The organism is Streptomyces sp. Y1 (assembly GCF_041053115.1).
GTDB lineage: Bacteria > Actinomycetota > Actinomycetes > Streptomycetales > Streptomycetaceae > Kitasatospora > Kitasatospora rubellomurina.
Genome location: NZ_CP163445.1, coordinates 911,139 through 929,704 on the forward strand (window position 1 = coordinate 911,139; position 18,566 = coordinate 929,704).

Annotated in this window: 18 protein-coding genes and 1 pseudogene; 14 read left to right on the forward strand and 5 right to left on the reverse strand. The window is 74.9% G+C overall.

Features of this window, described 5'->3' with window-relative positions; all coding sequences use genetic code 11:
- Positions 1-190: 190 nt before the first annotated feature.
- The 9 genes and pseudogenes from AB2U05_RS03755 to AB2U05_RS03795 all read left to right on the forward strand — a co-directional run.
- A pseudogene (locus AB2U05_RS03755) lies at positions 191-1,789 on the forward strand (AMP-binding protein); the annotation flags it as partial.
- Positions 1,769-2,251, forward strand: coding sequence for an acyl-CoA thioesterase (locus tag AB2U05_RS03760; RefSeq protein WP_369185887.1), 483 nt, complete (start codon positions 1,769-1,771; stop codon positions 2,249-2,251). The pseudogene AB2U05_RS03755 and the gene AB2U05_RS03760, both read left to right, overlap by 21 nt.
- A complete protein-coding gene (locus tag AB2U05_RS03765; RefSeq protein WP_369182421.1) occupies positions 2,248-4,599 on the forward strand; it encodes an FAD-dependent monooxygenase in 2,352 nt (783 codons plus the stop codon). The genes AB2U05_RS03760 and AB2U05_RS03765 overlap by 4 nt, the downstream gene beginning before the upstream one ends.
- 18 nt (positions 4,600-4,617) lie before the next feature.
- Positions 4,618-5,589 (forward strand): carbon-nitrogen hydrolase family protein, encoded by a 972-nt coding sequence (locus AB2U05_RS03770; RefSeq protein ID WP_369182422.1) that lies wholly within the window; start codon positions 4,618-4,620, stop codon positions 5,587-5,589.
- Positions 5,586-6,716: a cupin domain-containing protein gene (locus AB2U05_RS03775; RefSeq protein WP_369182423.1), complete on the forward strand. Its 1,131-nt coding sequence runs from the start codon at positions 5,586-5,588 to the stop codon at positions 6,714-6,716. The genes AB2U05_RS03770 and AB2U05_RS03775 overlap by 4 nt, the downstream gene beginning before the upstream one ends.
- A 79-nt stretch (positions 6,717-6,795) precedes the next feature.
- Entirely contained in the window at positions 6,796-7,707 is a 912-nt protein-coding gene (locus tag AB2U05_RS03780; protein WP_369182424.1) for a fumarylacetoacetate hydrolase family protein, read from the forward strand.
- Between the two features lie 41 nt (positions 7,708-7,748).
- Positions 7,749-8,504, forward strand: a complete 756-nt coding sequence (locus tag AB2U05_RS03785; protein ID WP_369182425.1) for an Asp/Glu racemase — start codon at positions 7,749-7,751, stop codon at positions 8,502-8,504.
- Positions 8,505-8,557: 53 nt separating this feature from the next.
- Entirely contained in the window at positions 8,558-9,454 is an 897-nt protein-coding gene (locus tag AB2U05_RS03790) for a PaaX family transcriptional regulator C-terminal domain-containing protein (protein WP_369182426.1), read from the forward strand.
- Positions 9,451-11,070, forward strand: a complete 1,620-nt coding sequence (locus tag AB2U05_RS03795) for an amidohydrolase (protein WP_369182427.1) — start codon at positions 9,451-9,453, stop codon at positions 11,068-11,070. Before AB2U05_RS03790 ends, AB2U05_RS03795 begins: the two co-directional genes overlap by 4 nt.
- Before the next feature lie 1,008 nt (positions 11,071-12,078).
- Here AB2U05_RS03795 and AB2U05_RS03800 read toward each other — a convergent pair.
- The 4 genes from AB2U05_RS03800 to AB2U05_RS03815 form a co-directional block, all read right to left on the reverse strand.
- Complete coding sequence (locus AB2U05_RS03800; protein WP_045696139.1) at positions 12,079-12,600, reverse strand: universal stress protein; 522 nt, start codon at positions 12,598-12,600, stop codon at positions 12,079-12,081.
- A gap of 85 nt (positions 12,601-12,685) precedes the next feature.
- Positions 12,686-13,312, reverse strand: a complete 627-nt coding sequence (locus AB2U05_RS03805) for a hypothetical protein (protein ID WP_369182428.1) — start codon at positions 13,310-13,312, stop codon at positions 12,686-12,688.
- A gap of 24 nt (positions 13,313-13,336) precedes the next feature.
- Positions 13,337-13,756: a hypothetical protein gene (locus tag AB2U05_RS03810; protein ID WP_045711104.1), complete on the reverse strand. Its 420-nt coding sequence runs from the start codon at positions 13,754-13,756 to the stop codon at positions 13,337-13,339.
- Positions 13,757-13,826: 70 nt separating this feature from the next.
- Positions 13,827-14,087 carry a hypothetical protein gene (locus AB2U05_RS03815; protein ID WP_369182429.1) on the reverse strand — a complete coding sequence of 87 codons (261 nt, stop codon included), beginning with the start codon at positions 14,085-14,087 and terminating at the stop codon, positions 13,827-13,829.
- 93 nt (positions 14,088-14,180) lie between these two features.
- Here AB2U05_RS03815 and AB2U05_RS03820 point away from each other — a divergent pair, with 93 nt between their 5' ends.
- The 5 genes from AB2U05_RS03820 to AB2U05_RS03840 all read left to right on the forward strand — a co-directional run bounded on the left by AB2U05_RS03820 (position 14,181) and on the right by AB2U05_RS03840 (position 17,704).
- The gene (locus AB2U05_RS03820) at positions 14,181-14,822 is read left to right on the forward strand and encodes an alpha-ketoglutarate-dependent dioxygenase AlkB (protein ID WP_369182430.1); all 642 of its coding nucleotides are present in this window, start codon (positions 14,181-14,183) and stop codon (positions 14,820-14,822) included.
- A 91-nt stretch (positions 14,823-14,913) separates the two neighbouring features.
- Positions 14,914-15,663, forward strand: a complete 750-nt coding sequence (locus AB2U05_RS03825) for a VOC family protein (protein ID WP_369182431.1) — start codon at positions 14,914-14,916, stop codon at positions 15,661-15,663.
- Position 15,664: 1 nt separating this feature from the next.
- Positions 15,665-16,006 (forward strand): TfoX/Sxy family protein, encoded by a 342-nt coding sequence (locus tag AB2U05_RS03830; RefSeq protein WP_045696126.1) that lies wholly within the window; start codon positions 15,665-15,667, stop codon positions 16,004-16,006.
- A gap of 49 nt (positions 16,007-16,055) precedes the next feature.
- Positions 16,056-16,664, forward strand: coding sequence for a hypothetical protein (locus tag AB2U05_RS03835; protein WP_045696123.1), 609 nt, complete (start codon positions 16,056-16,058; stop codon positions 16,662-16,664).
- A 212-nt stretch (positions 16,665-16,876) separates the two neighbouring features.
- Complete coding sequence (locus AB2U05_RS03840) at positions 16,877-17,704, forward strand: alpha/beta fold hydrolase (protein WP_045696240.1); 828 nt, start codon at positions 16,877-16,879, stop codon at positions 17,702-17,704.
- 89 nt (positions 17,705-17,793) lie between these two features.
- On the opposite strand, the gene AB2U05_RS03845 is transcribed toward AB2U05_RS03840, so the two are convergent.
- Positions 17,794-18,420: a sigma-70 family RNA polymerase sigma factor gene (locus AB2U05_RS03845; RefSeq protein WP_369182432.1), complete on the reverse strand. Its 627-nt coding sequence runs from the start codon at positions 18,418-18,420 to the stop codon at positions 17,794-17,796.
- Positions 18,421-18,566 lie beyond the last annotated feature (146 nt).

Genomic DNA, 18,566 nt, shown 5'->3' on the forward strand with positions numbered 1-18,566 from the left:
ACCGAACGGAGGCCGGCGTTCCGAGGATCGCCGCAGAAGTGTGGCCAGGCCCACTCACCGGTGGGTCCAGGCGCACGGGCGGGAGCGGGCGGCCGGTCCTTCCCCCGAATGCGTGTATCGCTCTCTTGACTGCCGTCACCCGCGCGCCATACTGGCCTCACTCCCCGCTCGCCCGATGAGGTGTCCGCCCATGGAGCTCACCCCTTCCGCGCACCTGGACACGTTCTGCCGAGACCACCTCCCGCCTCCCGACCAGTGGCCGGAACTCCTCTTCGAAACACCGGAGTTGGCCTACCCGAAGCGACTGAACTGCGCCCGGGCACTGCTCGACGACACGATCGACCGCCTCGGGCCGGACCGCCGCTGCCTGCTCACCCCCACCGGCCGGTGGAGCTACGGCGAGCTGCGCGAGCACACCGACCGGATCGCCCGCCTGCTCACCGAGGACGAAGGGCTCGTCCCCGGCAACCGGGTGCTGCTGCGCGGCCCCAACACCCCCTTCCTCGCGGCCTGTTGGCTCGCCGTGCTGAAGGCCGGCGGCGTGGTCGTCACCACCGTGCCGCTGCTGCGCTCCCCCGAGCTCACCGAGCTGCACGCCATCGCCCGGCCCGTCCTCGCCCTGTGCGACCACCGCTTCCTGGACGAGCTGCGCCGCGCCGAGACGCCCGGGCTGCGCGTCCTGCCCTACGGCGGCCCGGGCCCGGACGACCTCACCGCCCGCAGCGCCGCCAAGCCCGCCGGCTTCCCCGCCGTGCCGACCGCCGCCGACGACGTCGCGCTGATCGCCTTCACCTCCGGCACCACCGGCCGCCCCAAGGCCACCCTGCACTTCCACCGCGACGTGCTGGCGATCGCCGACACCTTCTCCCGCCACCTGCTCCGCCCCACCCCCGACGACCTGTTCGCCGGCACCCCGCCGCTCGGCTTCACCTTCGGTCTCGGCGGGCTGCTGGTCTTCCCGCTGCGGGCCGGCGCCGCCAGCCTGCTGCTGGAGCAGGCCTCGCCCGAGCAGCTGGCCGAGCACGTCGAGCACCACGGGGTGAGCGTGCTGTTCACCGCGCCCACCGCCTACCGGGCGATCCTGGCCGCCGGGCAGGCCGGGCGCCTGGCCGGGGTGCGGCGCTGCGTCTCGGCCGGCGAGCCGCTGCCCGCCGCCGTCTGGGAGGCCTTCCGCGCCGCCACCGGGCAGCGGCTGATCGACGGCATAGGCGCCACCGAGCTGCTGCACGTCTTCGTCTCCGCGGCCGACGACGACATCCGCCCGGGCGCGACCGGCCGCCCGGTGCCCGGCTACCGCGCGGCGGTCCTGGACGAGCAGGGGCGGGAGGTGCCGGACGGCACGCCCGGCCTGCTCGCCGTCAAGGGCCCGACCGGCTGCCGTTACCTCGCCGACGACCGGCAGCGCGGCTACGTCCGCGACGGCTGGAACCTCACCGGGGACACCTACGTGCGCGACGGCGACGGCTACTTCTGGTTCCGGGCCCGCAACGACGACATGATCGTCTCGGCCGGCTACAACATCGCCGGGCCCGAGGTCGAGCAGGCGCTCGCCGCGCACCCGGACGTCGCGGACTGCGCGGTGGTCGCGGCGCCGGACGAGCTGCGCGGCGCGGTGGTCAAGGCGTACGTGGTGCTGCGGGCGGGCGCACCGGCCGGGCCGGAGGCCGTCCGGGCGCTGCAGGAGCACGTGAAACGGACGATCGCGCCCTACAAGTACCCGCGGGCGGTCGAGTTCGTCACCGCGCTGCCGCGCACGGCCACCGGCAAACTGAGCCGCGCGGAGCTGCGGCGGCGGGCGGCCGGCCCGGCTTCCACGACGGACCCCAGCGAGGCGGCAGCCCCCGCGAGCATGACCATCGAGCGCCGGGTCGAGTGGTCCGACACCGACGCCGCCGGGCACTACCACTTCTCCGCCGTCCAGCGCTGGGCGGAGGCCGCCGAGGCCGCGCTGCTGCGCCGGCTCGGTCTGGCCGAGCTGTTCGGGCGCATCCCCCGGGTGCACTTCGAGGCCGACTACCGCGAGCGGCTGTGGTTCGGCGACGTCGTCCGCACCGAGCTGCGGGTGGTCCGGGTCGGCGGCTCCTCGCTGCACTACGCCTTCCAGGTGCACGGCCCGAACGGGCTGGCGGCCGAGGGGCGGATGGCGGTGGTGCACGCCGCGCCGCACGCGAAGGGCGCCGAGCCGTGGCCGGAGCCGGTGCGCCGCGCGCTGACCGGGGCCGGGCCGCAGCAGCCGGAGGTGCTGTCGTGACCGGGGCGTCCAGGATCGCGGTGATCGGCGCCGGCCCGGGCGGGCTCTACTTCGCCGCCCTCGCCCGGCAGTTGGCGCCGGACCGGCGGATCACCGTGTTCGAGCGCAACGCCCCGGAGACGGAGTCCGGCTTCGGCGTGGTGTTCTCCGACGAGACCCTGGACGGCATCGCCCAGGCCGATCCGAAGGTCTTCGCCGCGATCAGCGCCGAGTTCGCCCGCTGGAGCGACATCGACGTCCGCTACGCCGGCCAGGTGCGCACCAGCGGCGGGCACGGCTTCGCCGCCCTCGACCGCAACCGGCTGCGCGCCGTCCTGCGCGCCCGCTGCGAGGAGCTGGCGGTGGACCTGCGCTACCGCACCGCCGCCCCGCCGCTCGCCGAACTCGCCGCCGAGTACGACCTGGTGGTCGCCGCGGACGGCATCCACTCGCCGACCAGGGCGGCGTACGCGGACGCCTTCGGCCCCGAGCTGGACGAGCGGCACGGCCGCTACATCTGGCTCGGCACCGACCGGGTCTTCGAGGCCTTCACCTTCATCGTCGAGGAGTTCGACTTCGGCGTGCTGCAGGTGCACGCCTACCCGTACAGCGCCACCCGCTCGACCTTCATCGTCGAGATCGCCGAGGACGCCTGGCGCCGGGCGGGCTTCGAGGCGCTGGCCGCACAGGAGTGGGGCCGCGGCGAGAGCGACCTGGCGAGCGTGCGCCGCTGCGCCGAGCTGCTGGCCCCGCACCTGGACGGCTGCCGGCTGATCCCCAACGCCTCCCGCTGGATCCGCTTCACCACCGTCCGCAACGCCCGCTGGCGACACCGCAACGTCGTCCTGCTCGGCGACGCCGCGCACTCCGCGCACTTCTCGATCGGCTCGGGCACCAAGCTCGCCCTGGAGGACGCCCTCGCGCTCGCCGCCTCGCTGAGCGAACAGCCGGACCTGGCGGGCGCGCTGGCCGCCTACGAGGCGGAGCGGCGGCCGGTGGTGGAGTCCACCCAGCGGGCGGCGCAGGCGAGCCTGGAGTGGTTCGAGACGATCGGGCGGCGCACCGGGCAGGGCCCCGACCAGTTCGCGTTCAACCTGCTGACCCGCAGCCGCCGGGTCACCTACGACGGCCTGCGGGCCCGCGACCGCGGCTTCGTGGACGCCGTGGACACCGCCTTCGGCGGCTCGCCCGGAGTGCCGCCGATGTTCCGGCCGCTGAAGCTGGCCGCGCTGGAGCTGCGCAACCGGATCGTCGTGCCGCCGCTGGCCACCTTCACCTCCCCGGACGCCCTGCCCAGCGCCTTCGACCGGGCCCAGCTCACCGCCCTGGCGCTCGGCGGCCCCGGCCTGCTCATCGCCGGGATGACCGCCGTCAGCCCCGAGGGCCGCACCACCGACCGCTGCCCGGGGCTGTGGAGCGACCACCAGGAGGCCGCCTGGCGTGAACTCCTGCTCGCCGTACGGGCGGTGAGCGACACCCCGGTCGGCCTCCAGCTGACCCACGCCGGCCGCCGGGGCGCCACCGCCACCCCCGGGCCGGACGGCGTCGGCCGCCCGCTCCCCGCGGCCGAGGGCTGGCCGCTGCTGGCCGCCTCGCCACTGCCCTGGGACGCCGACAGCCCCGCCCCGCACGAGGCGAACCACATCCAACTCGCCGCCGTCACCGCCGACTTCGCGGCCGCCGCCGAGCGCGCCGCCCGGGCCGGCTTCGACGCGCTGGAGCTTCAGTTCGGCCACGGCCACCTGCTGTCCTCCTTCCTCTCCCCGCTCACCAACCGCCGCACCGACCGCTACGGCGGCCCGCTCGCCCACCGGCTGCGGCTGCCACTCGAAGTGCTGACCGCCGTCCGCGCCGCCTGGCCCACCGGGCGGCCCCTGCTGGTGCGGATCTCGGCCTGCGACTGGGCTCCCGGCGGCACCACCGAGGCCGAGGCGGTGGCGATCTGCCGGGCGCTCGGCGAGGCCGGGGCGGACGCCGTGGACGTCTCCACCGGCGAGGTGGTGGCGCACCAGCGGCCGCCGTACGGGCGCGGCTACCAGACGCCGTTCGCCGAGCTGGTCCGCGCCGCCACCGGCCTGCCGACCGTCGCGGTCGGGGCGATCTCCGGCCACGACGACGCCAACTCGGTGCTGCTGGCCGGCCGGGCCGACCTGGTCGCGGTCGGCCGCGCCCACCTGTACGACCCGCTGTGGACCCTGCACGCCGCCGCCGACCAGGGCTGCACCGGCCCGGGCGTCCACTGGCCCGAGCCCTGGCGCGCGGGCAGCCGCAAGCCGCCCGGCCCGGGCGCCGACCGGGTCGCCCCGCGCCTGCACCTGCTGCGCGAGAGCGCCCCGCCCGTCCACCGCCGCTGGCGGCCCGCCCCGTAACAGGCAAGGAGAAACCCGTTGCTGGACCTCCCCCGCTTCACCGCCGCCGCCGTCCAGACCGCCCCCGTCTACCTCGACCCGGCCGCCACCGTCGACAAGGCCGTCGCCCTGATCCACGAGGCCGCCCGCAACGGCGCGTCCCTGGTGGTCTTCCCCGAGGTCTTCGTGGCCGGCTACCCGTACTGGAACTGGACGATGACCCCGGTGCAGGGCTCGCCCTGGTACGAGCGCCTGTTCCGCGCCGCCGTGGACGTCCCCGGCCCGTACGTCGACACCCTGTGCGCCGCCGCCCGGCAGACCGGCACCGTCGTGGTGATCGGCGTCAACGAGCGCGGCCCGCACAGCCTCGGGGCGCTGTACAACACCCTGCTGATCATCGGCGCGGACGGCGAACTGCTCGCCGCCCACCGCAAGTTGGTGCCGACCTGGGCCGAGAAGCTGACCTGGACCCAGGGCGACGGCAGCACCCTGCGCGTCCACCGCACGGCGGTCGGCCCGCTCGGCGCGCTCGCCTGCGGCGAGAACACCAACCCGCTGGCCCGCTTCACCCTGCTCGCCCAGGGCGAACTCGTCCACGCCGCCTGCTACATCGCCCTGCCGGTCGCCCCCGAGGACTACGACATGGCGGAGGCGATCTCGCTGCGCGCCGCCGCGCACTGCTTCGAGGGCAAGGTGTTCACCGTCGTCTCCTGCTCCACCATCTCCCCGGAGATGGCCGACCTGATCGCGGACGGCGACCCGCAGGTGCGCAAGCAGCTCGCCCGCCCGCGCAACGCCCTGTCCGGCGTGTTCGGCCCGGACGGCCGGCCGGTCACCGAGCCGCTGGTGGACGAGGAGGGCGTGGTCTACGCCGAGATCGACCTCGGCCGCTGCATCCAGCCCAAGCAGATGCACGACATCGTCGGCCACTACAACCGCTTCGACGTCTTCCGGCTGCGGGTGGACGACCGTCCGCTGCGGCCGCTCTCGTTCCCCCAGGAGGAGGCATGACCAGCCGCGAGGAAGCCCGCTACGACGACGACCGGATCGGCCGGTCCCGCGTCACCGAGAGCCCCGAACTGCTCGCCTACTACGAGGAGTTGGCCGAGCACCAGGCCGGCGCGCTGTGGACGGTGGCGAACGAGATCGAGCCCTGGTACCCGCAGCCGAGGTCCGTCCCCGTGCTGTGGCGCTACGCGGACCTGCGCCCGCTGGTCCGTAAGGCCCTGCCCCTGGTCAAGGCCGACGACGCGGGCCGCCGGGTGGTCATGCTGGTCAACCCCGGGCGCCGCGAACTCAGCGCCGCCGTGGGCCTGCTGTACACCGGCCTGCAGATCATGGGCCCCGGCGAGGCGATGACCGCGCACCGCCACCAGGCCGCCGCCCTGCGCTTCGTCCACGAGGGCACCGGCGCCTGGACGATCGTGGACGGGCAGAAGCTCAGGGTCGGCCCGCGCGACTTCGCCATCACCCCCAACAACACCTGGCACGAGCACGGCAACGAGGCCGACGACGAGCCGGTGATCTGGCAGGACGGCCTGGACATCCCGCTGGTCAACACCCTCGACGCCAACTTCTACGAAGTCCACCCCGAGCTGTACCAGCGCCCCGGCCCGGTGGCGAACTCCTCCCTGCTCAGCTACGGCGGCAACCTCCTGCCGTACGGCGCCGAGAAGTGGACCCGCCCCTACTCGCCGCTGCTCGGCTGGCCCTGGGAGCCCAGCTACGACGCGCTGCGCCGGCTCGCCCGCGCCACCGAGGGCTCGCCCTACGACGGCGTGGTCATGGAGTACACCAACCCGGTCACCGGCGGCTCGGTGATGCCCACCATGGCCGCCCACCTGCAGCTGCTCCGCCCCGGCCAGGCCACCCGCGCCCACCGGCACACCGGCTCGGTGGTCTACACCGCCGCCCAGGGGCACGGCGTCTCGGTGGTCGCCGGGCAGCGCTTCGAGTGGCAGCAGGGCGATGTCTTCGTCGTCCCGTCCTGGGCCTGGCACGAGCACGCGAACCTCGACCAGGGCGAGGACGCCTGCCTGTTCTCCTTCAACGACTTCCCGGTGATGCACTCCCTCGGCCTCTACCGCGAGGAGGCCCACCCGGCCCACGACGGACACCAGCCCGCCACCCCTTCCTGAGCCTCCTGGCCTTCCTGAGCCTCCTGACCTTCCTGGCCTCCCCGACCTTCCTGACCTTCCCGACAGGAGTACCGCAGCCATGCACCTGCTGACCTACCGCGCGGACGGCGACGACACCCCGCGCCTCGGCGCGCGGATCGGCGCCGACCGGGTCGCCGACCTGACCGCCCTCGCCCGCGCCGCCGGGGCCGAACTCCCGGGCGACCTGCTCGGGTTGATCCGGGCCGGCCGGCCCGCCCTGGCCCTCGCCGGCCGCCTGCTCGCCGACACGCCGGGCACCCGCCCGCCGGACACCCGTCCGCTGGCCGAGGTCACGCTCTGCGCCCCGCTGCGCCCCGGCAAGATCGTCGGCGTCGGCCTCAACTACGTGGAGCACGTGGCCGAATCGCACCGCAGCCTGGACACCGAGCGCGAACTCCCGGACCGCCCGGTCCTGTTCGGCAAGCCCGCCACCGCCGTCACCGGCCCCGGCCAGCCGATCCTGCACAACGCCGACCTGACGAAGCAGCTCGACTGGGAGTGCGAACTCGCCGTGGTCATCGGCGAACCCGCCTTCCGGGTGGCCGAACAGGACGCCCTGCGGCACGTGTTCGGCTACAGCATCGTCAACGACGTCAGTGCCCGCGACCAGCGCCGGTCCGGGCAGTGGTTCTTCTCCAAGGGCCAGGACAGCTACGCGCCGTTCGGCCCGGTCGTGGCCACCGCCGACGAGATCCCCGACCCGCAGGACCTCGACCTCTCGCTGCGGGTCAACGGCGAGCTGCGGCAGGACTCCAACACCCGGTACATGCTGTTCGGCATCGCCCGGCTGATCGCCGACATCTCCTCCGGCATGACCCTGGAACCGGGGGACGTGATCGCCACCGGCTCCCCCTCCGGCGTCGGCGCCGGCCTCGTCCCGCCGCAGTTCCTGCAGCCCGGCGACCTGGTCGAGGCCACCATCGAGCGGATCGGCACCCTCGCCAACCCCGTCATCGACGCCCGCACGTGACCGATGCCCGCACGACATCCGCCGAAGGGAGCACCACGCCCATGCCGCCCACGTACCGGATCGGCCAGATCGTCCCCAGCTCCAACGTCACCATGGAGACCGAGGTCCCCGCCCTGCTGCGGGCCCGCGAGGCCGTCGCCCCCGAGCGGTTCACCTTCCACTCCAGCCGGATGCGGATGACCAGGGTCACCCCCGAGCAACTGCGCGCCATGGACGGCGAGTCGGACCGCTGCGCCGCCGAACTCGCCGACGCCCGGGTCGACGTGATCGGCTACGCCTGCCTGGTCGCCGTGATGGCCACCGGCCCCGGCTACCACCGCGAGGCCGAACAGCGGCTGCACCGCCGCACGGTGGAGAACGGCGCGCCCGCGCCCGTGGTCACCAGCGCCGGCGCCCTGGTCGCCGGGCTGCGGACGCTCGGCGCCCGGAAGGTCGTCCTGGTCACCCCGTACCTGCGGCCGCTGGCCCGCACCGTCGTCGACTACCTGGCCGCCGAGGGCGTCGAGGTCCTCGACCACGCGGCCCTGGAGATCGGCGACAACCTGGACGTCGCCGCCCACGACCCGGCCCGGCTGCCCGCGATCGCCCGCGGCCTCGCGCACGCCGAGGCCGACGCCGTGGTGCTCTCCGCCTGCGTGCAGATGCCCTCGCTGTCCGCCGTCGAGGAGGCGGAGCGGCAGCTCGGCAAGCCGGTCGTCTCGGCCGCGATCTGCACCACCCACCAGCTGCTGCGCGCCCTCGGCCTGCCCGCCTTCGCCCCCGGTGCCGGGCAGTTGCTCTCCGGCGCCTACTGCTGACCGGGGCGCCACGGCTATGATCACCACCGACTTCCAGGGAGGAGGGCCCGCACATGCCGGACGGCACCACCCGGCCCAGCGCCCTGATCCACACCGTCTACGGCGAGTTCGTCCGCCGCCTCGGCGGCTGGATATCGATCGCCGACCTGATCGCGCTGATGGCCGAACTGGACGTCGACGGCCCGTCCGTCCGCTCGGCGATCTCCCGGCTGAAGAAGGCCGGCACCCTGCTCCAGGAGCGCCGCGACGCCACCGGCTACCGGCTCGCCGCCGCGATGGAGCCGGTGTTCCAGGAGGGGGACCGGCGGATCTTCCACAGCCTGGAGCCGGCCGACCTCGCGGACGGCTGGGTGGTCGCCGTCTTCTCGGTGCCCGAGTCCGCGCGCGCCCACCGCCACCAGCTGCGCTCGCGGCTCAGCTGGCTCGGCTTCGGCAACGCCGCCCCCGGCGTCTGGCTCGCCCCCGCCCGGCTGCTGCCGGACGCCCGCCGCCTGCTGGCCCGGCTCGGCCTGGACGGCTACGTCCACCTGTTCCTCTCCGCCGAGTACGCCGGCTTCGCCGACCTCCGTACGGCGGTGGCGAGTTGGTGGGACCTCCCGGCGATCGAGGCGCAGTACGCGGCCTTCTCGGACGCCTGGCGGCCGGCCCTTCACCGACTGAGCCCGCCGAGCCGACCGAGCCCGCCGAGCCGACCGGATCCGCCGAACCGGCCGGACCCGGCCGAGGCGTTCCGCGCCTACCTGCCGATGCTCACCCAGTGGCGCCGACTGCCGTACCTGGACCCGGGGTTGCCCGAGTCGCTGCTGCCCGAGGACTGGAACGCCGGCCCCGCGCGCGCCCTCTTCACCGAGCTGCACCGCCTGCTCGCCGAGCCGAGCCTGCGCTACGTCGAGAAGGTCACCGGGCTGTCCCCCGTCCCCCAGGAGACCGTCCCCCAGGAGCCGTCATGAGCACCCCGTCCTCCGCCGACCTGTTGATCCGCGCCGCCGCCGTGCACACCCTCGCCCCCGGCGAGCCGCCGCAGCGGGCGATCGCCGTCACCGGCGGCCGGATCACCGCCCTCTCCCCCGCCCCGGACGGCCTGGACGCCCTCGCCGGGCCCGCCACCGAGGTGGTCGACGCCCCCGGCGCCACCGTGCTGCCCGCCTTCGACGACACCCACGCCCACCTGGTCATGGCCGGCCACAGCGTCCACGGCGTCCCCGTCCACGAGGCCCGCGACCTCGCCGACTTCCTCCGGCTGATCCGCGAGCGCGCCGCCCGCACCCCCGCCGGGCGGTGGATCACCACCACCGTCAACTGGCAGGAGGTGCAGCTGGCCGAGCAACGCCTGCCCACCACCGAGGAGTTGGACGCCGCCACCACCGACCATCCGGTGCTGGTCCGCCGAGGCGCTTACAACATGGTGCTCAACTCGGCCGCGCTGCGCCTGACCGGGATCACCGACGCCACCGAGGCCCCGCCCGGCGGGGTGATCGAACGCGACGCGCACGGCCGGCGCACCGGCCGGCTGATCAACCGGGCGACCGAGCTGGTCGACCGGGTGCTGCCGCGCCCCACCCTCGCCGAGCGGATCGACGGCCTGCGGGCCGCCTCCGCCGCCTTCGCCGCCACCGGGATCGGCACCGTCCGCGACTGCCTCGTCCCGGTCGAGGACCTGGACGTGCTGCACGCGGCCCGCGCCGAGGGCGCGCTCGCCGTCCGGGTCCGGGCCCTGGTCTCCGGCTTCGCCACCCGCACGCCCGAGCAGGTCGACGCCCTGCTGGACCGGATGGACGAGTGGACGGCCGCCGGTCGCGACGACGACCAACTGCGCCTGTGGGGAGTCAAGTTCGGCATCGACGGCGGCTTCGAGGCGGGCGCCGTCGAGGAGCCCTACGCGGGGCAGCCCTGCTTCCACGGCCGGCTGCTGTGGGAGCCGGCGGAGCTGGTCGCGGCCGTCGACCGGGTGGTCGCGCGAGGCCGGCGGGTCGGCGTGCACGCCTGGGGCGACCGCGGGCTGCGCGTCCTGCTGGACGTCTTCGAGCAGGTGCTCAAGCACCGGCCCGACCTGCCGCCCGGCACCCTGGTCGTCGAGCACGGCGGCCTCGCCCGCGCCGACCAGCGGGCCCGGGCGATCGCGCTCGGCATCCCCGTCACCGTGCAGCACCCGCTGCTGCACGACGGTGCCCGCACCCAGCAGCGTGCCTGGGGCGAGGCCCGCACCGCCGCGCTCTTCCCGCTGCGCGAGTGGCTCGACGAGGGCGGCCGGCTCTCCGCCGGCTCGGACTTCCCGATCGGCCCCTACGGCGCGATGCTCTCGGTCTGGGGCATGACCACCCGCCGCACCACGGCCGGGGTTCTCGGCCCCGAGCACGCCATCACCCGGGCCGAGGCGATCGCCCTGCACACCGTCGAGGCCGCCCGGCTCACCGGCGAGAGCACCCTGCGCGGCAGCCTGCGCCCCGGCGCCCTGGCCGACCTGACGCTGTGGCCCGCCGACCCGCTGACCTGCCCGGTCGACGGGCTGCGCGACCTGAAGCCGGTCCGCACGGTCATCAACGGCCGCACGGTGCACGCTGCCTGACTGTTCGTCAGGCGAAGCCGTCAGGCGAAGCCGTCAGGCGAAGCCGTCAGGCGAAGCCGTCAGGCGAAGCCGTCAGGCGAAGCCGTCAGGCGAAGCCGTCAGGCGAAGCCGTCAGGCGAAGCCGTCAGGCGAAGCCGTCAGGCGAAGCCGTCAGGCGAAGCCGTCAGGCGAAGCCGTCAGGCGAAGCCGTCAGGCGAAGCCGTCAGGCGAAGCCGTCAGGCGAAGCCGTCAGGCGAAGCCGTCAGGCGAAGCCGTCAGGCGAAGCCGTCAGGCGAAGCCGTCAGGCGAAGCCGTCAGGCGAAGCCGTCAGGCGAAGCCGTCAGGCGAAGCCGTCAGGCGAAGCCGTCAGGCGAAGCCGTCAGGCGAAGCCGTCAGGCGAAGCCGTCAGGCGAAGCCGTCAGGCGAAGCCGTCAGGCGAAGCCGTCAGGCGAAGCCGTCAGGCGAAGCCGTCAGGCGAAGCCGTCAGGCGAAGCCGTCAGGCGAAGCCGTCAGGCGAAGCCGTCAGGCGAAGCCGTCAGGCGAAGCCGTCAGGCGAAGCCGTCAGGCGAAGCCGTCAGGCGAAGCCGTCAGGCGAAGCCGTCAGGCGAAGCCGTCAGGCGAAGCCGTCAGGCGAAGCCGTCAGGCGAAGCCGTCAGGCGAAGCCGTCAGGCGAAGCCGTCAGGCGAAGCCGTCAGGCGAAGCCGTCAGGCGAAGCCGTCAGGCGAAGCCGTCAGGCGAAGCCGTCAGGCGAAGCCGTCAGGCGAAGCCGTCAGGCGAAGCCGTCAGGCGAAGCCGTCAGGCGAAGCCGTCAGGCGAAGCCGTCAGGCGAAGCCGTCAGGCGAAGCCGTCAGGCGAAGCCGTCAGGCGAAGCCGTCAGGCGAAGCCGTCAGGCGAAGCCGTCAGGCGAAGCCGTCAGGCGAAGCCGTCAGGCGAAGCCGTCAGGCGAAGCCGTCAGGCGAAGCCGTCAGGCGAAGCCGTCAGGCGAAGCCGTCAGGCGAAGCCGTCAGGCGAAGCCGTCAGGCGAAGCCGTCAGGCGGCGATGAGCTCCCGCAGGTCGACCTCGCCGCGGTGCAGCGCCCGCAGGTCCTCGTGCAGGCCGGACGGCGGGACGACGAGCACGCCGCAGCGCGCGTGGTCGAGGCAGTGGCGGGCGACCGAGCCGCGCACCAGCCGGCGCAGTCGCCCGCGCACGGAGGCGTGCTGCCCGGCGCTGACCACCAACAGGTCACCGGGCCGGTCGGCCAGCTCGGTCAGCACCGGCCCGGCCTCGCCGCGCATCACCAGCGGCCGCACCGACAGGCCGATCGGCAGGCCGCCGAAGGCCTGCCCGAGCGCGCTCTCCAGCCGGGCCTCGGCCGCGTCCTGCCAGGCGCGCAGCAGCGGCGGGCACGGGCGGGCGCGGTAGCTGCGCTCGCCGCCGACCGGGGTCCAGGCGAGCACCGGGACCAGCAGCGCCTGCCGGGCCCGGGCCTCCTCGGCCGCCCGGTGCAGGGCGGTGAGGCTGTGCAGGGAACCGCTTACTCCGACGATGACGCGCGCGTCGCCCGACATGATCCTTCGCTTTCCGCTCTCAAGGCTGTTCAGTGTCTGCGATTACACTCCCACACCCTCATATCGGCCTGCAAATCGAAGGTATTCACTGAATATCGCCTTGCATCGATCGGAAATCCGATGACTGCTCCTCAGCCACCCGTACCTCCTGCAACAGCCCCCAGGTGAAGTCGGCCGCCCAGGAGCGCACCCGCCCGTCCACGTCGGGCGCCGCGAAGTCCAGCCGGAAGCGCGTCGGCGCACTCCCCTCCCGCGGCACGGCCCCCGGAAAGGCCGCCCCCACATCGCCCACCACACAGCCCCAGGGCACCAGGTCCGCGACCGTCCGCAGGACCGGCGCCGGCACCCCCTCCGCCCGCACCAGCCACGCGTTCAGCACCGGCGCCCCGATCTCCGCCGGCCCCAGCAGCACCTCGAACCGCAACTGCGGCCAGAGCGGCAGCGCCCACTGCCGGGCCACGCACTCCAGATCCCCGACCCGCCGCGCCGCACTCCGCTCCGCCGCCCCGAGCACCACCGCGTACCGCCCACCCCCACGCGGAAAGCGCGACGACCGCACCATCGCCTGCCACCGCCGGTTCGCCTCCCGCATCCCCGCCCGCGTGGCCCCGAGCCGCCGCACCGCCTCCTCCACCAACTCGGGCCGGAAGTCGGCCATCCGCCGCAACAGCACCAACTGGAACTCGGTCACCCCGAAGCCGTCGATCGCCATACCCGCAGGCTAGGCCCCGGCGGGTCAGCGATACGGCCGCCCGTCGTCGCGGTGCACGGCGCCCTCGCCCTCGGGCCGCCAGGAGCGGCTGTGCCGCGACAGCCTCCAGGTCTCCGACTCCCGCCGGGCGGCACCGATCCACTCCGCGAGCTCCGGCAGCGCGCCCTCCCGCAGCACCCGCCGGGCCGCGGCCCGCTCGCCCGCCGGCAGCGGCGAGACCCCGATCCGCACGGTGTTCCACCACGCCGGATGGATGCCGCCCCCGTAGTTGGCGGGGAGCCGCGGCACCCACTCGACGTGCAACGCGGTCCCGTCCCCCCACGGGCGCGCACCGAAGTCCACGCCGGCGGCCGCCGCCTCCTCCGGGCCGATGGCCGTACGGATGTCCGTCAGGGTGAGCGGCCACGCGAGATCGCGCGGCAGCCGGCGGTTACGGGCTGACATGCGCCCGAGGATGGCAGACCGCTCGATCGCACCGCACCGGGATTTCCGCCCTACCGGCGGCGCGTCGCCGTCAGCGGGTCGGCCCGGCCGAGCAGCTCCGCGAGCGGCACGCCGGTCCGGGCGGCGGCGACCCTGCGGGCCCGCACCCGGGCGCGGGCCCGGGGCGGAACTTCGGCTCCCGCCCGCAGCCGCACGGCTCGAAGCCCTCGAACCGCGGCCCGGCGCAGCGCGGGCAGCTGTGTCCGGTGGCGCCGGGGTGCCGCTTGAAGCTGATCCGGCACTCGACGCACGCGTAGTGCAGCGTGTCGTGGTCGAACGCGTAGGCGCACACGGGCCGACCGTATCGGCGGCGCTCGGTCCTTGGCCGGGAGTTTCCCCTCCCCTGGTTCGCGCATCTGTTCGAATCAAGGCGTACGCTGGCCTCATGCGGAGCACCGTCCACCTCCAGCCGTCGCTGTTCGACGACGCCGACACCGGCGGCTCCCGGCTGGGGCCGCTCGGCGGGCTGCGGCGAATGGTGCTCGGCGACGGGGCGTGGCTGGACGTGCTGCCCGGGTGGCTGCACGGAGCCGACGAGCTGTTCGAACACCTGGCCGCGACCGTGCCCTGGCGGGCCGAGCAGCGGGAGATGTACGAGCGGACGGTCGACGTCCCCCGGCTGCTCGCCTCCTACCCGGCGGACGCCGAGCCGCCGCACCCCCTCCTCGGCGAGGCCCGGGCGGCGCTGAGCCGGCACTACGCGCGGGAGCTCGGCGAGCCGTTCCGCACCCTCGGCCTCTGCTACTACCGGGACGGCCGCGACAGCGTGGCCTGGCACGGCGACCGGATCGGGCGCGGCGCCCGCGAGGACACCATGGTCGCGATCCTGTCGGTCGGCGAGCCGCGCACGCTGGCGCTGCGGCCGCGCTCCGGCGGCGGGCCGGTGGTCCGCCGCCCGCTCGGGCACGGCGACCTGGTGGTGATGGGCGGCTCCTGCCAGCGCACCTGGGAGCACGCCGTCCCCAAGACCGCCCGCCCGGTGGGCCCGCGGATCAGCATCCAGTTCCGCCCCCGCGGCGTCGCCTGACGCCCGGGCCCGGTTACCGCTGCGCCCCGGTTGCCGCCGCGCGGCGGGGCGCGGAGGCTGGCGGGAGGGGCGCCGACGCGCGGAGGGCAGGATGCCGAAGGCAGGCAGGTACCGCGAGGGCGTCCCGTGCTGGGTCGTCCTGACGGCGCCGGACACCGCCCGGGCGGAGCGCTTCTACGGCGAGCTGTTCGGCTGGGAGTTCGTGCCGACCGGCCCCGGCCGCTCGGTCGCCACCCGGTACGGCGCTCCGGTGGCGGCGGTCGAGGCGGCGCCCGACGCGCCCGCCGCCTGGACCACCCAGCTGGCCTGCGCCGACCTGCGCCGCACCGCCGCGCTGGTCCGCACCGCCGGCGGCCGGATCGCCCGTGAGCCGTACGAGGTGCCCGACCAGGGCCGCGCCGCGATCGCCGTCGACCCGCTCGGCGCGCCGTTCGGCCTCTGGCGCGGCGACACCGTCGACGGCGCGGGGCTGGTGAACGAACCCGGCACGCTCGCCTGGAACGCGCACCTCTCCCCCGACCCGGACGCCGCCCGCGCCTTCTACCGCCGCGTCTTCGGCTACACCTACGACCGGCCGCGCGCGGGCCGCACCCTCGCCCGGCTGGCCGGCCTGCCGGTCTGCAGCCTCGGCCCGTCCGACGAACCGGCCCGCTGGCTGACGCACTTCGGCACCGCCGACACCGACCGCGCCGCCGAGCAGCTGCGCGCCCTCGGCGGCGCCGTCCTCACCGCCCCCGAGCCGACGCCCTTCGGCCGCGCCGCGCTCGTCGGGGACGAGGCCGGCGCGGTGTTCGTCCTGGTCGCCGTGCCGCCACCCCACGAGAACGCGGAGGCCGCCTGAGATGGCCGTCGACAGGACCGACCCCGAGCACCGATTCGCCGCCCTGGTCGAGGAGTTGAAGGACCTCCCGGGCGTCCGGCCGCCCGCCGCCGGCCGCCGCCGCTTCGGCGCCGACGCCCTCACGGCGGACGGCCACATCTTCGCCATGCTCTCCGCCGGCCGCCTGGTCCTCAAACTGCCCCGGGCCCGGGTGGACGACCTGGTCGCGGCCGGCGCGGGCGCCCACTTCGACGCCGGCAAGGGCAAGCCGATGCGCGAATGGCTCGCCCTCGACCCGGCCGCCGACCTCCCCTGGCCCCAACTCGCCCGCGAGGCCCACGCGTTCGTCCACGGCTCGGCCTGACGCAGCGGGCCCGCCCGACCCCGCGCGGCGGCCCCGCTACGGTGCTGTCATGAGTTCCTTCCTGACCGTGTACCTGACCGACGTCGAGGGCAAGCACGAGCTCGTGGGCTGCGCCGACGAGGAGGTGGTCGCCGAGGTCGCCGACTACTTCGACGCCGGACTCGCCCGCGCCGACGCGGAGTCCGCCGACGAGATCGCGAACGGCGCCCCCACCGCCCGCGAGGCCCTGCGCGCGGTGGTGTTCGGCGGCCCGTACGACGAGGAGTACGGCCACCAGTACCGCTCCGCCTACCGGCGCCTGTGCGCGATCGACGCCACCGACCTCGACAACCGCTCCTTCGGCCCCTTCCGCGGCCGCTGGCTGGACGTGGTCGACGAGGGCCTGCGCGCCCACGGCATCACCGCCGTCTCGCTCGAGGACTTCTTCTACGGCTCCGGCTTCCCCGCCGGCCTCCCCTACAGCCCCGACCTGTCCTGCGGCGAGTGGTCGCCCGCCCGCTGCCGCGAGGCCCTGCGCCAGTTCGAGTCGGCCGAACGCGAGGGCCGCCCCGCCCCGGCCCTGGACCGCGCGGTCTCCGAGGCCGTCCAGGAGGTCCTCGGCTGGCTCCGGCTGGCCCGGGAGGTCGACACCTACGGCGTCATCGGCTTCGTCAGCTGAGTCTCCGGGGCGGCTGGGCCCGGCCGGGTGACGTGTGGCACCGACGGACGGTTCGCGTTGCGGATCACGGGGCCGCTCGCAGGATGGCTGTGGGGGTGCGGCCGGACGCCGCCCCCACCGCCCAGCTGCGCGCCAGGTCCATCGGTGGCGGGCCCCGCACGCCGTACGGGCCGGACCGTCCACCGGCCGGTGCACCCGACGAGGAGAACGCCATGCCCATCCTGACCACCCGTGACGGCGTCGAGATCCACTACAAGGACTGGGGCAGCGGCCGCCCGGTCGTCTTCATCCACGGCTGGCCGCTGAACGCGGACGCCTGGGAGGACCAGATGAAGCTGGTCGCCGACCACGGCTTCCGCGGCATCGCCCACGACCGCCGCGGCCACGGCCGCTCCAGCCAGCCCTGGGACGGCTACGACTTCGACACCTTCGCCGACGACCTGAACGACCTCCTCACCGGGCTCGATCTGCACGAGGTCACCCTGGTGGCCCACTCCATGGGCGGCGGCGAGCTCGCCCGCTACATCGGGCGCCACGGCACCGGCCGGATCAGCAGGGCGCTCCTGCTCTCGGCGATCCCGCCGCTGATGGGCCGGACCGCCGGAAACCCCGAGGGCGTGCCGGGCGAGGTGATCGACGGCATCAGGGCGGGCATCCTGAAGGAGCGTTCACAGTTCTGGAAGGACCTGGCGCCGTCGTTCTTCGGCGCCAACCGCCCCGGCAACCAGGTCACCCAGGGCAACCAGGACGCCTACTGGCTCATGGCCATGCACCAGAGCATCAAGGCCGGCGTGGACTGCGCGACGGCCTTCGCGGAGACGGACTTCACCGAGGACCTGAAGAAGTTCGACGTCCCCACCCTGATCATCCACGGAGACGACGACCAGATCGTGCCGATCGACGCCACCAGCCGCAAGGCCGCACGGCTCGTCCCGAACGCCCGGCTCAAGGTCTACGAGGGCGCCGGCCACGGCATCGCCGCGGTCCCCGGGGAGAAGGAGAGGTTCAACCAGGACCTCCTGGACTTCCTCGGGAGCTGAGCCCGGCCCGCCGCCCGGGCATGCCGCGCTCCGGCGCGCCCCGGCGGCGGGCTGATCGATCGGTCCGGCGGTCAGGCCGCGCAGGCCGATCAGGCCGCGCAGGCGACGAGGGGCGCGTCCGTTCCCCGTTCGGCCGCCGCGAGGAGCCCGATCAGGGTGGTGCGGGCGCGGGAGACCCGGGACCGTACGGTGCCGATCGGGCAGCCCGTGACCACGGCGGCCTCCTCGTACGGCAGACCCAGCATCGTGGTGAGGACGAAGGCGTCCCGCCGCTCGGCGGGCAGCGTCTCCAGCAGTTCGGCCAGCGCCAGGCCCTCGTCGAAGCCGGGCGCGTCGCAGTCCTGCACGCGCTCGGCCGTGGCCTGCCAGTCGTCGGTGGCCACCAGGCGGGGCCGGGCGGCCGCCGTGCGGAAGCGGTCGGCGACGGTGCGGCGGGCGATGGCCAGCAGCCAGGTGCGGGCGGAGGAGCGGGCCTCGAAGCGGTGCAGGCCGCGCAGGGCGCGCAGGTAGGTGTCCTGGGTGAGGTCGTCGGCGGCCTGCGGCTCGCCGCTCAGGTGGGCGACGTAGCGCAGGACGTCCGGGCGGGTGGCGCGGACGAATCTCTCCACGGCGGCCGGATCGCCGTGGCGGGCGGCGAGGGCCCAGGCGGTGATCGTGGCGTCGTCGTGCGGGTGGCGGTATCGGGCGGAACGCGGGCGTGGCAGGGCAGGTGTCATCGCCGGGAGTCCTTCTCGGAGAGGCGTGGGAGCGGCGGCTCGGCCGCAGGACCGTGCCGGGGCGCTCCTCAGCGCCGCAGCGTCGCAGCGTCGCTGGGTCGCAGCGCGGCAGCGTCGCCGCACCCGGCAGCGGGTACGGCGTCGGC

What these genes read in the sequence shown, in the direction of transcription:
- AB2U05_RS03830 (WP_045696126.1), top strand. Translation starts at nt 15,665, where the DNA reads ATGGCCGTCGACAGGACCGACCCCGAGCACCGATTCGCCGCCCTGGTC.
- AB2U05_RS03805 (WP_369182428.1), bottom strand. Translation starts at nt 13,312, where the DNA reads ATGGCGATCGACGGCTTCGGGGTGACCGAGTTCCAGTTGGTGCTGTTG.
- AB2U05_RS03820 (WP_369182430.1), top strand. Translation starts at nt 14,181, where the DNA reads ATGCGGAGCACCGTCCACCTCCAGCCGTCGCTGTTCGACGACGCCGAC.
- AB2U05_RS03810 (WP_045711104.1), bottom strand. Translation starts at nt 13,756, where the DNA reads ATGTCAGCCCGTAACCGCCGGCTGCCGCGCGATCTCGCGTGGCCGCTC.
- AB2U05_RS03780 (WP_369182424.1), top strand. Translation starts at nt 6,796, where the DNA reads ATGCACCTGCTGACCTACCGCGCGGACGGCGACGACACCCCGCGCCTC.
- AB2U05_RS03790 (WP_369182426.1), top strand. Translation starts at nt 8,558, where the DNA reads ATGCCGGACGGCACCACCCGGCCCAGCGCCCTGATCCACACCGTCTAC.
- AB2U05_RS03800 (WP_045696139.1), bottom strand. Translation starts at nt 12,600, where the DNA reads ATGTCGGGCGACGCGCGCGTCATCGTCGGAGTAAGCGGTTCCCTGCAC.
- AB2U05_RS03845 (WP_369182432.1), bottom strand. Translation starts at nt 18,420, where the DNA reads ATGACACCTGCCCTGCCACGCCCGCGTTCCGCCCGATACCGCCACCCG.
- AB2U05_RS03775 (WP_369182423.1), top strand. Translation starts at nt 5,586, where the DNA reads ATGACCAGCCGCGAGGAAGCCCGCTACGACGACGACCGGATCGGCCGG.
- AB2U05_RS03795 (WP_369182427.1), top strand. Translation starts at nt 9,451, where the DNA reads ATGAGCACCCCGTCCTCCGCCGACCTGTTGATCCGCGCCGCCGCCGTG.
- AB2U05_RS03840 (WP_045696240.1), top strand. Translation starts at nt 16,877, where the DNA reads ATGCCCATCCTGACCACCCGTGACGGCGTCGAGATCCACTACAAGGAC.
- AB2U05_RS03825 (WP_369182431.1), top strand. Translation starts at nt 14,914, where the DNA reads ATGCCGAAGGCAGGCAGGTACCGCGAGGGCGTCCCGTGCTGGGTCGTC.
- AB2U05_RS03785 (WP_369182425.1), top strand. Translation starts at nt 7,749, where the DNA reads ATGCCGCCCACGTACCGGATCGGCCAGATCGTCCCCAGCTCCAACGTC.
- AB2U05_RS03835 (WP_045696123.1), top strand. Translation starts at nt 16,056, where the DNA reads ATGAGTTCCTTCCTGACCGTGTACCTGACCGACGTCGAGGGCAAGCAC.